The organism is uncultured Psychrobacter sp., from assembly GCF_947500265.1.
Lineage (GTDB): Bacteria > Pseudomonadota > Gammaproteobacteria > Pseudomonadales > Moraxellaceae > Psychrobacter.
Genome location: NZ_CANMRN010000002.1, coordinates 193,462 through 209,099 on the forward strand (window position 1 = coordinate 193,462; position 15,638 = coordinate 209,099).

General features: G+C 42.6%; 13 protein-coding genes. 11 read left to right on the plus strand and 2 right to left on the minus strand.

Going from position 1 to position 15,638, the window contains the following annotated elements; genetic code table 11:
• Nucleotides 1-51 precede the first annotated feature (51 nt).
• The 4 genes from Q0788_RS03390 to Q0788_RS03405 are packed head-to-tail and all read left to right on the plus strand — an operon-like array spanning nucleotide 52 to nucleotide 4,667.
• The gene (locus tag Q0788_RS03390) at nucleotides 52-918 is read left to right on the plus strand and encodes a YihY/virulence factor BrkB family protein (RefSeq protein ID WP_114700932.1); all 867 of its coding nucleotides are present in this window, start codon (nucleotides 52-54) and stop codon (nucleotides 916-918) included.
• A 48-nt stretch (nucleotides 919-966) separates the two neighbouring features.
• Nucleotides 967-2,166: an efflux RND transporter periplasmic adaptor subunit gene (locus Q0788_RS03395; protein WP_298807864.1), complete on the plus strand. Its 1,200-nt coding sequence runs from the start codon at nucleotides 967-969 to the stop codon at nucleotides 2,164-2,166.
• Nucleotides 2,167-2,169: 3 nt separating this feature from the next.
• Nucleotides 2,170-3,477, plus strand: a complete 1,308-nt coding sequence (locus Q0788_RS03400; RefSeq protein ID WP_298807867.1) for an ABC transporter permease — start codon at nucleotides 2,170-2,172, stop codon at nucleotides 3,475-3,477.
• Complete coding sequence (locus Q0788_RS03405; protein WP_298807870.1) at nucleotides 3,477-4,667, plus strand: ABC transporter permease; 1,191 nt, start codon at nucleotides 3,477-3,479, stop codon at nucleotides 4,665-4,667. Before Q0788_RS03400 ends, Q0788_RS03405 begins: the two co-directional genes overlap by 1 nt.
• A gap of 107 nt (nucleotides 4,668-4,774) precedes the next feature.
• Here Q0788_RS03405 and sthA read toward each other — a convergent pair whose 3' ends face one another.
• Both sthA and Q0788_RS03415 read right to left on the minus strand, forming a co-directional pair.
• Nucleotides 4,775-6,424, minus strand: a complete 1,650-nt coding sequence (gene sthA / locus Q0788_RS03410) for a Si-specific NAD(P)(+) transhydrogenase (RefSeq protein WP_057759390.1) — start codon at nucleotides 6,422-6,424, stop codon at nucleotides 4,775-4,777.
• A gap of 143 nt (nucleotides 6,425-6,567) precedes the next feature.
• Nucleotides 6,568-7,401, minus strand: a complete 834-nt coding sequence (locus Q0788_RS03415) for a pyruvate, water dikinase regulatory protein (RefSeq protein ID WP_180952637.1) — start codon at nucleotides 7,399-7,401, stop codon at nucleotides 6,568-6,570.
• A gap of 755 nt (nucleotides 7,402-8,156) precedes the next feature.
• Here Q0788_RS03415 and ppsA point away from each other — a divergent pair.
• The 7 genes from ppsA (at nucleotide 8,157) to Q0788_RS03450 (ending at nucleotide 15,526) form a co-directional block, all read left to right on the plus strand.
• Nucleotides 8,157-10,541, plus strand: a complete 2,385-nt coding sequence (ppsA, locus tag Q0788_RS03420) for a phosphoenolpyruvate synthase (RefSeq protein WP_102091300.1) — start codon at nucleotides 8,157-8,159, stop codon at nucleotides 10,539-10,541.
• 114 nt (nucleotides 10,542-10,655) lie between these two features.
• On the plus strand, nucleotides 10,656-11,636 hold the full coding sequence (locus tag Q0788_RS03425) for an RDD family protein (RefSeq protein ID WP_298807875.1): 981 nt from the start codon (nucleotides 10,656-10,658) through the stop codon (nucleotides 11,634-11,636).
• Between the two features lie 291 nt (nucleotides 11,637-11,927).
• Complete coding sequence (gene rpsF / locus Q0788_RS03430) at nucleotides 11,928-12,332, plus strand: 30S ribosomal protein S6 (RefSeq protein WP_101205443.1); 405 nt, start codon at nucleotides 11,928-11,930, stop codon at nucleotides 12,330-12,332.
• Between the two features lie 16 nt (nucleotides 12,333-12,348).
• Nucleotides 12,349-12,579 carry a 30S ribosomal protein S18 gene (gene rpsR, locus Q0788_RS03435; protein ID WP_010198808.1) on the plus strand — a complete coding sequence of 77 codons (231 nt, stop codon included), beginning with the start codon at nucleotides 12,349-12,351 and terminating at the stop codon, nucleotides 12,577-12,579.
• 20 nt (nucleotides 12,580-12,599) lie between these two features.
• The gene (gene rplI / locus Q0788_RS03440; RefSeq protein ID WP_057759378.1) at nucleotides 12,600-13,106 is read left to right on the plus strand and encodes a 50S ribosomal protein L9; all 507 of its coding nucleotides are present in this window, start codon (nucleotides 12,600-12,602) and stop codon (nucleotides 13,104-13,106) included.
• A gap of 354 nt (nucleotides 13,107-13,460) precedes the next feature.
• Nucleotides 13,461-13,700: a hypothetical protein gene (locus Q0788_RS03445; protein ID WP_179798876.1), complete on the plus strand. Its 240-nt coding sequence runs from the start codon at nucleotides 13,461-13,463 to the stop codon at nucleotides 13,698-13,700.
• A 467-nt stretch (nucleotides 13,701-14,167) separates the two neighbouring features.
• Nucleotides 14,168-15,526 carry a GntP family permease gene (locus Q0788_RS03450; RefSeq protein ID WP_298807880.1) on the plus strand — a complete coding sequence of 453 codons (1,359 nt, stop codon included), beginning with the start codon at nucleotides 14,168-14,170 and terminating at the stop codon, nucleotides 15,524-15,526.
• The last annotated feature ends 112 nt before the right edge of the window (nucleotides 15,527-15,638 follow it).

A 15,638-nucleotide genomic window follows, 5' to 3' on the forward strand; every position in this document is an offset into this window, starting at 1 on the left:
AAGTCGACATCAAAAATACTATTACCAACCCTATTACGAACAGCTGCTTTTATGAAAAAATTGACCTCTAAATCGATAAAAAACTGGCTACAGACGTTACTAGAAACGTGGCGTATTGCCAACAACTCTAATGTTTGGGCGCATTGCGCAAGTGTAGGTTTCTTTGGATTCTTATCAATTTTTCCAGTGATGGCTGTATTCGTCCTGCTTTATGGTCTCGCGTTTTCTCCTGCCGAAATGCAAGAGCAAATCTCGCTTTTGAGTCAATTTATACCTGATACAGTATATGAAGTGCTCAACTCCCGTCTGAGCGAGTTGGTTTCTACAACTACGTCTGCTCTGACTTTCAGCCTGCTTATATCGTCCTTGCTCGCACTTTATGCGGGTTCTAAAGGTATTAAGTCTTTAATTATTCTTATTAATCTTGCGTTTCATATCACTCAAGAGCGTAGTTTTGTACAAAGCACGATCCGCGCAGTTGGTCTGACCTTTGCAGCAGTAGTCGTATTGATTATCGCAGTCTCCTCTATCGCGATTATTCCTTTGGGGGCGGCCTACTTCCCTTTCCCTCAGATAGCCAAGACGATTGCGCTTTGGAGCAGGTGGCCCATATTAACAGGTATCATATTCTTAAGCTTTTTGGGTCTTTATCGTCTAGCCCCAAATCGTGATGCCGTCGCCCTCAAAAAATTAATGCCAGGCGCTGCGCTGGCAACGGTTTTATGGATTATATTGTCCATCTTATTTTCAATTTATGTGCAAAACTTTAATAACTATAGTGCTGAGTTTGGCGCGCTTTCAGCTGCTGTGGTCATTATGCTATGGCTATATTACTCAGCATTTATCGTCGCTCTTGGTGCTATTTTTAATTCTGAAACTATAGACAACGCCAAACCTTATGCGTTTCGAGTGTACTAGTAATAAACCCTTTATTTTCAACTTTGTTGCTTTAGGAATCTCATTGTCATGACAGAATTACCACGCGAATCAGACGACTCAAATAAATCAGCTGATGCAACCGAGTCAGCGACCTCTCACGATACACAAAATTCAGTCGATCCTGTAGAAAACGTGTCTGATATTGAACCAGAGCAACCGACACCTACTTATAATCGTGATGCCTCTAAAACTGACAAATCTGCGCGTATAAAAAAAGCATTACTTGCACTATTCATACTGATTGTCCTTGGTACGATTGCGTACGGCTTATACAAAAGTAACGCGCATAGCGAGCCAGAAGTTATTACGATACAAGGGCAAATGCAAATGCAGCAAACGTCGATCGCTGCAAAAGTACCAGGGCGTATTGCCCAAATTATGGTAACAGAGGGTGATACGGTAACAGCAGGTCAGCAACTGGTTGAGATGGATTCGCCTGAGATTAATGCCAAGATTAATCAAGCACGTGCTGGTAAGCAAATCGCGCAAAGTCAATTAGACAAAGCAGAAAATGGTGCGCGCCCGCAAGAAATCGCCCAAGCAAAAGCTGCTTGGCAAGCCAATAAAGCGGCGTCTGACTTGGCAGAAAATACCTATCAGCGTGTCAATCGCCTTTACGAAGAAGGACTGATGGCGCGACAAAAGCGCGATGAGGCGTATGCTCAATATCTTGCTACTCAGGACCAAACCGAAGCAGCCCGCTTGCAGTATGATCTGGCGCTAGAAGGCGCACGTACTGAAGATAAGTCAGCGGCCACTGCACAAGTCGCACAGGTCGATGCAAAACTCGATGAAGCGCTAGTAGCAAAAGAGGAAGCGAACCTAAGAAGTCCTATCGCTGGTATCGTTGACAATGTCATTGTCAGTGCTGGAGAAGTCATCGGACAAGGGGTTCCGCTCCTGACGTTGGTGGATACCAACGACCAATGGGTAGTACTTAACGTCACTGAGTCTTATTTAAATCAATTTGCTATTGGTCAGACATTTACGGGTACTATTCCAGCGCTGTCATCAGCGGATAAACCTTATACGAAACAGTTTACCGTCTATGCGACATCGACTCTATCAGACTTTGCCACTTGGCGTCCGACCAATAATGATGATGGTTTTGATGTGCGTACTTTTGAAGTGAAGGCCCGACCGTCTAAGCCCGATGCTCGTATCCGCTCGGGTATGAGTGTGGTCGTACGTATCAACTCTGCTCTTGTTAATCAGAACCAAGAGTAAGCCATGCACTTGACTAAGTTAAGTGAGGCTTTTTTACGCAGTGCAGCCTACGAGCGCCGCTTTTTGGCAAAAAATCACTGGGACTTTAGCATGGTGGTATGGATACCACTGGCAACGGTACTGCTAATATGGTGGATATTTTCACAGACTCAAATTACCGATTTGCCTATCGGAGTCATCGATAAAGACAATAGCGCTGTTGCCAATACTGCCGTGCGTTACTTAGAGGCCAGTCCTACTTTGACGGTCAAACAGCTGTATTACTCCCAAGCGGATGCAGAGGCTGCCATTTTACAGCGTAACATTTACGCTGTCGTCATTATCCCAGAGGACTTTTCTCGTAATATCTTATCGAGCCAGCCTGCTCCGTTGACTCTACAAGTTAATGCACAGTACGGTACGCACTCTGGTATTATTCAGGCAGGTGTCCAAGCGGTCGCTAGCACATTATCCGCAGGTGTAGAGATCAAACGTTTGGTCAAACAAGGCGTAGCGCCATCACAAGCGATGACGGCTTACGCGCCTATCAGTGTGCAGCGTATTAGCTTATTCAATGCTGCGACCAATTATCAGCAGTTTTTGGCATCGACCGTCATACCTGCCTTGTTACATATATTGGCAATGGTCATTGGCGCAACCACGATTGGCCGCGAGTTACGTGATAAGAATATCGGTCGCTGGTACCGTTTTATTGATACAGGAAAGCCTCATTTAACGTTATCCAGAGCTTCAAAAACGACATCTTCGCTATCAACCAAACAAGATAGCAGCAATAACAAAACATCATCGAATGCAAAAATGCCCCATTCCGTCAGCTTATCAGTTTTAGTATTTGGTCTATTGGGTAAATACTTTTGGCCAATACTGGCATATAGCTTGTGGTCAGCGTTGATATTGTGGTTGGCAACGTCCAATCAGAATATCAACATCATGTCTCTCATGGCAGTCTATGCTGGGTTTTTGTGCCTGATGATGTTGTCGTTTTGGTTAGGTGCTATTTTTACTTTGAATTCTTTTTCATTACGTATGGGTCTATCGACTACTGGATTTATTTCAGCGCCTTCTTACGCCTTCGCCGGTGTTACTTTTCCTTATATTGCGATTAGTGATAGCGCGCAATATTGGTCAAATGCCCTGCCGCTAACGCATTATCTCAAACTCCATATTGCACAGTTACAAATGCAAGCACCGATCGCCATCTCCTTACCTATTGTCTATGGCCTCATGCTTGCGGTCATAATAGCGCTAGTACTTGCGGCACTATTAACCAAACGCGCATTGGCGCATCCTGAACGTTGGGGAGCACGCTAATGTCTGCACAATCGAATAATACACACTCAAAAACTACATCAACGGTCACTCTGGCTTCACAAAGCTTTTGGAACAGTTTTATCCAAACTTTCAAAGACGTTTTTGGCGATAAAGGCGTACTTTTGATGTTGATTATCGCCCCTATCATCTATGGGTTTTTCTATCCTTGGCCTTACTCGTCTGAGGTGGTCAATCATGTGCCAGTAGGTATCATTGATCATGACAACAGCAACTTATCGCGTACTCTCGTACGCTATGCGAGTGCTAGTCCATATTTAGACACTGAACGATTTATCAATGAGCAGGCTGCCAAAGAAGCTATATGGTCAGATCAAATTGCAGGCTATATGGTGATTCCAACTGGTCTTGAAGAGCAAGTTCAGTCTGGAGAGCAAGCGCACGTCAGCGTACTGGGTAACGGCGGTTATTTTATTTTAAATAAAAACGTCCAATTGGGTTTCTCTCAAGCAGTAGGTACGGTATCGGCTGGTATCAAGGTAAAGAAAAGTATTGCGAAAGGCGCTTATGCATCTACCGCAGCACAGAACACGCAAGCTGTACCGCTACGGATTATGCCACTGTATAACCAAACCGAAGGCTATGGTGCTTATGTCGTACCTGCTGTCTCTGTTATTATTTTACAGCAGACACTTTTGATGGCGACAGCAATGCTGATTGGCACATGGTATGAGCAGCGCCGTCACAGTACCAGTGTACGTGGCTGGCTAGGACGTATCGGAGCTTTGAGCTCGCTTAGCTTTATCGTTGGCTGCTTTTATTATGGGTGGGCGTTTGAGCTACATCATTATCCACGCGGACAAAACATGCTTGGTACGCTGCTATTTTTGGCACTATTTTGTCCGACAGTCGCAACGCTCGGCTGCGTACTCGGATTATGGTTCCGGCAGCGTGAGCGCAGCATGCAGATATTAATTTTTATCTCCTTACCGATATTCTTCTTAAGCGGCTACCCTTGGCCAGCAGACCAATTGCCTCAAGTATTACAAGTAATACGTTGGCTGGTACCGACCACGCCTGCAATCAATACCTCTGTGCAGCTTAACCAAATGGGTGCCAGTGTTTCTCAAGTCGCTATAGGATTTTATGCGTTGGCTGGCTTATGGTTGCTCTATTTTGTTTTATTGCTATTTTTACGCAAGCGTATTCCGCAACCAAGAGCCTACTTATAAATCTTCAAATTAATGAAGTCTATGAGCATAAAAAAAGCGCCTGCACTATTAATAATATAGTAGCAGGCGCTTTTTTATTGATATAACCTTGTTTGAATAAGCTTGTTTTAAAACACTCGGTTCAAACCATTCAATGCCGCCACGCGATATGCTTCTGCCATCGTTGGATAGTTGAAAGTCGTATTTACAAAGTACTCAAGCGTATTGTTGCTCTTACACTTCATCACTGCTTGACCGATATGGATAATTTCTGAAGCGTGGTTACCATAGCAATGGATACCTAGAATTTCTAACGTATCACGATGGAACAATATCTTTAATACGCCCGAACGTTCACCAATGATTTGTGCACGTGCCAAATGCTTAAAGAACGCCTGACCCACTTCATATGGGACTTTTTCATCTGTTAGCTCTTGCTCTGTCTTACCGATACAAGAGATTTCAGGAATCGTATAGATACCAGTCGGTACGCTAGATACTGGCTCGGCATCACTATCACCGACCATAAATGCAGCCGCACAGCGACCTTGGTCATAGGCAGCAGAGGCTAGTGATGGCCAACCGATTACGTCGCCCGCAGCATAGATATTGTCGACATCCGTACAGTAAGTGTCATCTACTTTTAGCTGACCACGACCATTTGCTTTTAGCCCGATAGCTTCTAAGTTCAAGCCTTCGGTGTTACCTGAGCGACCATTTGACCAAAGAATGGCATCAGATTTGATGCGCTTACCACTCTTTAAGTGCAAGACCACATAATCATCATGAGTCTCAAGATGATCAATCTCTTCGTTACTACGGATAAGCACACCGAACTGTCTAAAGTCATGCGCGATGGCATCACTGATTTCGCTGTCTAAGTAATTGAGCAACTGATCTTGGTTATTGATTAGATCAACTTTGTAGCCAAGACCAGTAAAGATAGACGCGTACTCACAACCAATCACCCCTGCACCATAAATGATGATTTTTTTGACCACATAATCCATTTGCAAGATTTTGTCAGAGTCAAAAACGCGTGGATGGTTAAAGTCTAAAATCTCAGGACGGTAAGGACGACTACCGACAGTAATGATAGCTTTATTGAAAGTGATGGTTTCATAAACATTTTCATCGACTTCAATACGTAGCGTATGTGCGTCAATGAAACTTGCCCAACCTTGAATGACTTCGATACGGTTGCGCTCATAAAAACGTGTATGGGTACTGACTTGACGACGGATAACTTGACGCGCCTTGGCCAGTACTTCATTTAGCGGTACTTGCTTATATTCCATCGCCTTAGTAAACATTGGATCGCGGCGGAAGTTAATCAAGTTAAATACAGATTGGCGCAGTGCTTTACTTGGAATCGTACCGACGTGAGTAGAGTTACCCCCTACTTGATCACGTGGATCGACGACGACCACTCTTTTACCAGACTTGGTCAGCTTCATAGCAGCGGCTTCACCAGCAGGCCCCGCCCCTAAAACAACGGCATCATACTCATACTCATGGTCGTCACTTTTTAGACGACGAGAGTCTTTGGTAAAGCCAGACTTAATATCGATTCGTGTGTCATCGAGCGGATTCACTAAGTCAGGATGATGCATAACATCATCAGTCACTTGCTCATGAGTCTGCTCTATCTTTTCTTTTTTGTTCTTACCTTCGGTATGTTCAGGGCTTGGCACGTGTCCGCTAGATTTATTTGATACTTCGGTATGAATATCTTTACCAGTATCGTTGGTCTCGTCGCTTGCACTTTTACTTACCATGATGTCCTCTTTATTTGTTGATTCTATTTGTGTACGAGTTAATATTCTTAAGTTTAGGCAAGCCATTGAAATTTAGCTCACCATAAGCCGTGAGTGTGGTTTTTACAACATTGGCATGGAGTAACCACTACCAAAGCCTCTAATTACCCAATACGGCGTTTGAGACCTGTCATCTGCAAAATACGTGTGGCAATCTCTTCAACAGACATCTCTGATACATCTAAGCTCGGAATACCATGCGTGATATAGATACCTTGAATCGCGCGCTGCTCTTGCTGACATTGCTGATAGCTAGAATACCGACTGCCTGCACGGCGCTCTTGACGGATTTTTACCAGGCGATCGGTATCAATGAGCAAGCCAAATAGTTTGTCTTTATGCTCACGCAATGCTTTCGGTAACTGATTGTCGTACAAATCATCTTCTGTCAAAGGATAGTTAGCCGCTCGAATACCGAATTGTAATGCTAAGTATAAAGAAGTTGGCGTTTTGCCAGAGCGCGACACACCCACCAAAATAATATCGGCTGCATTATAGTGACGAGTACGCGCGCCATCATCATTGTCTAAAGCAAAATGCACTGCATCGATCCGCTCTTTATAAGTTTCAGAATCGACATCATCATGTGCATGCCCTGAATGACCATCTGGCTCCACACCAGTCTCTTCTGCAACACGACCAATCAGACCTTCATACATATCTAAATTACAGCTGTGTGCTGAGTTGATCTTTTCACGAATTTCAGGATTGACGATCGTATCGAAAACCAATGGCAACGAACCATCGCGCTGATACGCCATATTGATTTGTTCAACCGCATCTTCAGCACGCTCTAAGCTATCGACGTATGGCAATACTCTTGTCTCAAAAGGAACTGAGGCAAACTGACTCAAAATAGCACGTCCAAGTGTCTCAGCTGTAATCGCTGTGCCATCTGAGATAAAAAACGCTGTTCTAATGGCTTGTGAGCTGTCCAAGTTTAGCGCATGGCGATTTTGGATAGTGGACTTAACTTGTTCAGATGGATTACTTGAGTACATATCGTTGACACCTCGGTTGAAAACTCAATAGTGACCTTCATTTAGTTTTTGGTATAGATCTTAGTAATAATTTAGACTTGGTAAACGCTTAGCAGTTATTGACTATTAATAGCGTGAATTTTACTCGGCTTCTTATAGTTGCCTTTATAACTCGTATAACTAAGTTTTATAACTGCCTTCTTAAAACGAGCCTTTTTCAGCACCTATACCGCACATTTAACATGCAATGTGCATTACCTATCTATGCGCTACATTATACGCATATTAGCCTATTAATAGAAATCAATGTTACAGGCGTACACTTAGCACCAACATTGTTTTTCATCTTGTTGGCATAGCTAATCCGCCTCTCATTAAGGCGTTTTTTTATGCTTCTTCTATTATGCTTTTTTTATACAGATACATAAGATTGAAACATAAATTATGAAAATGCTTGGAATGTGGCTTATTTGAATACGTCTATTTTATGCATTATTTGGCTTTTGAAAGTGCATAACATTGTCACTAACGATGATATTTTTTGTCTGAGTAAATAAGAAACTTGATCGGACTTGCTCTAATTTATGTAGCAAACCCCACAATTTGTATATTTTTAACAAGTTTTTTGGTGAAAACCCTCGAAATTGTCCTAATATGGCGGTATAATTCACCGTTATAATCTTTACTAAATAACCTTATTTTCTGGAGTTATCATGGCAGCGCAATCTACAGCACTTGTAATCAATCTTGATCAGCTAGGAAAAGACGACATCGAAATGGTTGGTGGTAAGAACGCTTCGCTTGGCGAAATGATCAGCCATCTTTCTGATTTAGGCGTTAGTGTTCCAGGCGGCTTTGCCACCACTTCAAATGCATTCAACCGCTTTTTGACTGAAACCGGCTTGCTTGACAAAATCAACAGCGAGCTAAAGACACTAGACGTAAATGATGTTAATAAGCTTGCGGCTACTGGTAAAAAGATTCGTACTTGGATTATTGAACAAGAACTGCCAAAAGATCTTGAGCAAGAAGTACGTCAATCATTTGAAACCATGAGCGGCGGCGAAGACATCGCTGTTGCTGTCCGTTCTTCTGCCACTGCTGAAGATTTGCCAGATGCGTCATTTGCTGGTCAACAAGAAACCTTCTTGAACATTCGCGGTATTGATAACGTCCTAATTGCTATTAAAGAAGTATTTGCCTCTCTATATAACGACCGTGCAATCTCTTACCGTGTACACAAAGGTTTTGAGCACGAAGGTGTTGCACTATCTGCTGCCGTACAGCGTATGGTACGTTCAGAGACTGGTGCTGCTGGTGTTATGTTCACGCTAGATACCGAAAGTGGCTTTGATCAAGTGGTATTCATCACGTCAAGCTATGGCCTAGGTGAAATGGTTGTACAGGGTGCAGTTAACCCAGACGAGTTCTATATCTCTAAAAAATTACTAGCCAATGGCAAACCGTCAGTTATTCGTCGTAACCTAGGTAGCAAGCATAAGAAAATGGTTTATGGTGATGAAGGCAGCACCGCTAAATCAGTTAAAACCGTTGATGTTGAAAAACAAGATCGCATGCAGTTCTCTTTATCTACTGAAGAGCTAACCTCACTTGCCAAGCAAGCGGTAACGATCGAACAGCATTATGGCCAAGCGATGGACATCGAATGGGCAAAAGACGGCGATACTAACGAGATCTTTATCGTTCAAGCACGTCCTGAGACTGTTAAGAGCCGTCAAGACAGCAACGTGATGGAACGTTATGTCATCGACACGACTGGCGCAAAAGTATTGTGTGAAGGTCGTTCAATCGGTCAGCGTATTGGTTCAGGTAAAGTGCGTATCGTTAGCAACCTAAACGAGATGGACAAAGTAGAAGAAGGCGACGTACTTGTATCAGACATGACTGATCCGGATTGGGAACCAGTTATGAAGCGCGCCTCTGCTATCATCACTAACCGCGGTGGTCGTACCTGTCACGCTGCTATTATCGCGCGTGAGCTAGGTGTGCCAGCTATCGTTGGTTGTGGTAACGCAACTGAGCTATTGGTTGATGGTCAAGACGTAACTGCTTCTTGTGCTGAAGGTGACACTGGTTTCATTTATGAAAGCCAAATCGACTTTGAAGTACAGACCAACTCTGTTGAGTCTATGCCAGAGCTAGCATTCAAAGTTATGATGAACGTTGGTAACCCAGATCGCGCGTTCTCATTTACCCAAATGCCAAACGAAGGTATCGGTCTTGCACGTCTAGAGTTCATCATCAACCGTATGATTGGTGTCCATCCAAAAGCTTTGCTAAACATGAACAGCTTGCCACGTGAAATTGCGCAAGCAATCCAAGAGCGTATCGCAGGCTATGCCTCACCTGTTGACTTTTATGTTGATAAATTGGTCGAAGGTATCTCAACGCTAGCTGTTGCCTTTATGGATCAGCCAGTGATCGTTCGTATGTCAGATTTTAAATCAAACGAATACGCTAACCTGCTTGGTGGTAAGTTATACGAACCATCAGAAGAGAACCCAATGCTTGGTTTCCGCGGTGCTAGCCGTTATGTGTCTGATAACTTCCGTGACTGTTTTGAGCTTGAGTGTAAAGCACTAAAACGTGTACGTGATGACATGGGCTTGACCAACGTTGAGATCATGATTCCATTCGTACGTACTGTCGGCGAAGCCAAAGAAGTCATCGAGTTACTTGAGAAAAATGGTCTAAAACGTGGCGAAAATGGTCTACGCGTCATCATGATGTGTGAGCTACCAACCAACGCCCTATTGGCAGAAGAGTTCCTAGAGCATTTCGATGGTTTCTCAATCGGTTCTAACGATTTGACTCAGTTAACGCTTGGGCTTGACCGTGACTCAGGTATCGTCTCTCATCTATTTGATGAGCGTGATCCTGCTGTTAAGAAACTATTGTCTATGGCTATCGAAGCTTGCCGTAAGCAAAACAAATACGTCGGCATCTGTGGTCAAGGCCCATCAGACCATCCAGATCTAGCGTTCTGGCTAATGGAGCAAGGTATCAGCTCAGTGTCATTGAACCCTGACTCAGTACTAGATACTTGGTTCTTCTTAGCTGGTGAAGAAGCGAAGTAAACCGCTACGTTTAGTCACAGCGGTCATTCACACAGTCATTAAAGATACCACTATTAGGGTCTATTTGATTTTTTCAAATAGACCCTAATATAATGTTCTAAGACATGACTAACTATGCAGGCAATTATGCAGATTTTCCTTGCTCGAAATAACGTACAAGCTGGCCCATATCAATTGGAGCAGCTGAATATCATGCTGGCATCTGGTGAAGTATTGCTTGATGATCTGATGTGGCATGAAGGCTTAGCTCAGTGGCAGCGCGTAGGTGATCTTACTAATAACCAAACGGTTTATCGCCCGACCAGTGCTAACACGCCTGAAGTAAACGACTCTATCATCAATAACGTGACCGTCTTCCCTGAAGATACCAATAAAGCGAAAGATGATAAGTCAGTATCGTTAGACAGACTATATGGCAAGCCTGAACGTCCTAAAAACGTGAAAGCCGACATGACGACCAATCGTCATCAAACGCCGCACAACAATGTCTCATTAAACAAGTCTACTCTCAAAAAGGCTGTTGCAGACAATGACAAAGTCGTCGGCAACGTGGTACTTGCGCCAATCATGTCACGCGTATTGGCGACTGCATTGAATGGCTTGCTTTATATATTGGCCATACTGCCATTAGTAATGGCATTGACTAAGATGGATGTGGATTACACCAAGTTCCAAAACATTCAAGATATGGACGCCGCCTATCAATATTCAATGACGCTGATGGAAAGCCTTCCTAGTAGCACATTAATGATGTCACAAGTGATGGTCTTTGGTCTATTTGCTTTACAATTGGTATTTATTACCATGCGCGGTCAATCGCTAGGCAAGCTGATTACAGGTATTCGCGTCGTGGATCAAACCACGCATCGTCTGCCTTCTTTTATCAAGCTCATCGGCATGCGTACATTGCTGCTATTTATTATTTATAATTTGCTATTCTCATTCACGAGCTTTTTAGGTTTTGTGATTATTGCTATTCACTATTACATGGCATCGAAAAGCCCTGAAAATATTGGTTGGCATGACAAACTTGCCAAAACCTTAGTGGTCAAAGCAGACAGTAGCCAGTTGGTAAAAAAATCAAAACCTGAATAACGGTATTTTGATTTGGTTATTGGTTTTATAGCTCGTTATACTTAAAAAAGCTGCGTACTATCGCGGCTTTTTTATTTATCAAAGCTTATTTAGCCTCTTTTTATATTTTATTGACAGTAGCTTAGTGATTAACCTTTGTGTTAGTTGCCGAGTACTGTTATAATACGGCGCTTTATAAACTAAGCTTATTCTTGATTGTTTTCTATAAAATATGATTAGAATTGGGCTTACCTTATAAATCTCCTTGCTATTAACATAGGGTTAATAGCTACTAATCCGTAAGGAGTCATAATGCGACATTACGAACTGGTGTTACTTGTACACCCAGACCAAAGCGATCAAGTGGTCGGCATGGTTGAGCGCTACATCAAGTTAGTTCAAGACAACAACGGTGTTATCCATCGTCTAGAAGATTGGGGCCGTCGTCAACTGGCTTATCCAATCAACAAGATTCACAAAGCTCATTACGTTCTTTTCAACATTGAAACTGACGGTGAAACTTTAGCTGAACTTGAAGAATTATTCCGTTATAACGACGCGATCATTCGTAGTCTAGTTATGCGCCGTGACGAAGCTGTCACTGAAGAGTCGCAGTTAGCCAAGAATGCCGATGAAAAACGCGCACGCAAAGCAACTACTCGTCGTCCAGATAATCGTGAAAACGATAATGACGACAACGACAACAGTGAAGACTAATTAAAGGAGAATACTCATGGCACGTTTCTATCGCCGTCGCAAATTCTGCCGTTTCACTGCTGAAGGCATCACTCACATCGACTATAAAGATGTTGAATTGCTAAAACAGTACATTAGTGATAATGGTAAAATCGTACCAAGCCGTATTACTGGTACATCTACTAAATATCAGCGTCAATTAGCGACTGCTATCAAGCAAGCTCGTTACTTATCGCTACTTCCATACACTGATAACCATCAAGGTTAACCGCTAACTAGGAATGACTCATGCAAATTATTTTGTTACAGCGTATCGTCAACCTTGGTAAACTCGGTGAAACTGTCGATGTAAAACCAGGTTACGGACGTAACTTTCTTATCCCTCAGGGCAAAGCGCTACCTGCTACTAAAGCTAACATTGAAAAGTTCGAAGCACGTCGTGCTGAACTTGAAGCTGAAGAAGCAAAAGAGATCGCTGTTGCTCAAGAGCGTGCTGATGCATTGACTGACGTTAATGTTATCATGCGTGCTAAATCAGGTGACGAAGGCAAGCTATTCGGCTCTATCGGTACTCGCGATATCGCTGAAGCATTGACTAACTCAGGTCTAGAAGTAGACCGTGCTGAAATCAAGCTACCTGAAGGCACTCTACGTCAAGTTGGCGAATACAATGTTGATATTCAGCTACACCATGACGTTACTGCTAGCATCTTAGTTACTATTCTTTCTGAAGATGGTAACAACGAAGATTCAGCTGACGAAGAAGCTGCTGAAGAAGACTATTCTGAAGAGTAATCTTCTATGTAGTTAGACTCAGTCTGCAAAAAGCCAGCAACTTAGGTTGCTGGCTTTTTTACGTGTGTCATTTTTGACATTAGAGTTTATGTATTTAGACAATCTATATCGCTAACTTACACCTCTTTATCTCGATAAATAAGGATTTTATATATTCCTAAACAGCTTAGGATTCTCAAAAAATCTATTGCTATGATAGCGGTGTTAGCTATGCAATGTTGTAGTAACTAATTGCAACAACTACCTCAAAAACGCTATACCAAACAACAAGATACTGCCTATATAATCATCTTTATTACTATTAGCAGAATTGATAATCTACTGCTATCTAATGTACTAATAGGGCGCAAGAACATGAAAGAAAATAATAACATCCATACCAATGACAAGCTTATCTGTACTCAAGGTAATGCATACTACTCCGAAGGTGAGGTGTATACAGTTGGCAGAATAGTCAATGACAAATACTTTCAGCTACTGACCAGTGGCAATGATGATCATTGGTATGCCACGTTGGATGATCAGGGCATTTACGTCAGCTTTGATACTGCAACTGCTACCAATAACAAAGCTTTCTTTGATAAGATTGCCTAACTGTCAATAAGGGTGCTTCTTAGAATACCTATCCTAAAAATAATTATTACTCAGGTAGGTAAACATTGTTTAGACAAAAACTGGTCATTATAAATGGCCAGTTTTTTGGTTTGAAGTATTAGCAATTGCTAGTTATACAAGTATTTCCATTAGATTCTTCGACGTTTTCTTACTAACTTCCGTCATTTCAAAATTAAGTATCTCTCGATTTTTTGTCAACAGCGCCAACTATTTAACGAATCTATTTCCTAGCGGCGTCTATTTGCTATAAAATATGCCCCTTTAAAATTTCGTATCGTTAGTGATGCAGATAGTTGGTTCGATATCGTTTAAATGTAGACATGGTAAAAGCCTGTGAAAGTACTACACAGAGTAGACTTAGCACGCGATATACCGTGTTTAATCTCGATATAATTGGCTGTATTGCATTGGTAATCAATTAAGATATAAACCATATTGAGACAGTGATGATTGTATTTTGGCTTGTGCTGACCATTCTTTTTATTATTTTCGCTACCGCAAAACTAAAGTGGCATCCCTTTTTAGTGTTGATTCTCTCTGCTTTTTTGGTCGCGCTATTTTATCAAGTACCGCTTAATACTGTCGCAAAAACGATCTCTGATGGTTTCGGTGGTATCTTGGGCTATATCGGTCTTGTGATTGTATTTGGTACGATTATTGGCTTAATCCTTGAAAAAACGGGTGCTGCTATTGTAATGGCGGAGTCCGTTATTAAAGTATTGGGGCCACGCTTCCCTACTTTGACCATGTCTATCGTCGGTGCGGTCGTTTCGATCCCTGTATTTTGTGACTCTGGCTATATTATCTTGAACTCTCTAAAAGAGTCTTTAGCTGAGCGCTTACATGTATCAAGTGTCGCGATGAGCATTGCCTTGGCCACTGGTCTATACGCTACCCACACCTTTGTCCCGCCTACGCCAGGCCCAATTGCAGCGGCAGGCAACTTAGGTCTAGAGTCAAACTTAGGCTTGGTCATTATGGTCGGTGTGGTCGTGACAGCAGTTGCGGTACTGGCTGGGTGGTGGTGGTCTAATCGCTTTCTTAACGCCACTCCTGACAATATCAATGCGGCAGACGCTCCTACAGCCGCAATGCCTGAAGGAATGAAAACTCGTGATGATTATAATCACTTGCCTTCAGCAACAATGGCGTTTTTACCAATCATCGTTCCTATCATATTAATCTGCCTGTCTTCGGTTGCTAATTTCCCAAGTGCGCCGTTTGGCAGTAGCATGGTAGCTGAAATTTTGATATTCATTGGTAATCCATTGACTGCGTTACTTATCGGTTTGTTCTTATCGTTTTTCTTGATTAAATCAAGCCAAAAAACGCAAGAAATCAGTGATAGTATCTCGCAAGGCTTAGTAGTGGCAGCCCCTATCCTATTGATCACTGGTGCTGGTGGCGCGTTTGGTGCCATGCTGAAAGTGACGCCGATCGGTGATTACTTAGGTTCGACGCTATCTGCTTTGGGTTTAGGTATTTTCATGCCATTTATCGTTTCTGCTGCGCTAAAAACAGCACAAGGCTCAACCACAGTCGCATTGGTTACTACTTCTGCTATGGTTGCCCCACTATTGAGCCAGATTGGCCTAGACAGCGAGCTTGGCCGCGTCTTCTGCGTGATGGCAATCGGTGCCGGTGCCATGACCATCTCACATGCCAATGACAGCTTCTTTTGGATTGTTAGCCAGTTTAGTCGTATGAGCGTGGCACAAGCGTACAAAGCTCATTCAATGGCCACTGGTATCCAAGGTGTGACTAGCATCGTATTTATTTGGTTGTTGACCCTAGTGTTTATCTAGTTCATGAACTTGGGTATTTATACACACGTTTATTTGATTATTACTAAGTAAACGTTTTAAAACATAACACTATCGCAATGATTGTGTCATTAAAATATTCAAAGAGAGCCGT